General features: G+C 44.3%; 1 protein-coding gene. It reads left to right on the top strand.

Translation table 11 applies throughout. The features are described 5' to 3' along the window. The coding region (locus tag ACR9ZK_RS23080; protein WP_481344250.1) for a CoA-transferase at positions 1-244 on the top strand (244 nt) is incomplete at both ends.

The raw sequence follows: 244 nt of genomic DNA, 5'->3' as shown, positions 1-244 counted from the left end.
GGAAAAATGGTAAAAGGGATGGGCGGTGCAATGGATCTCGTAGCCTCTGCAGAGAATATTATCGTTGCCATGATGCACGTCAACAAAGCCGGAGAAAGCAAAATCCTGAAAAAGTGTACACTTCCTTTAACAGGTGTCAGCTGTGTTAAAAGAGTAGTAACTGAACTGGCGGTATTGGATGTAACTCCTGCCGGTTTCAAACTGGTTGAAAGAGCTCCTGGAGTTTCTGTAGAACACATAGTAC

Source organism: Monashia sp. HAY1-5C, assembly GCF_056755255.1.
This window is presented reverse-complemented; position numbering and strand designations above follow the sequence as displayed.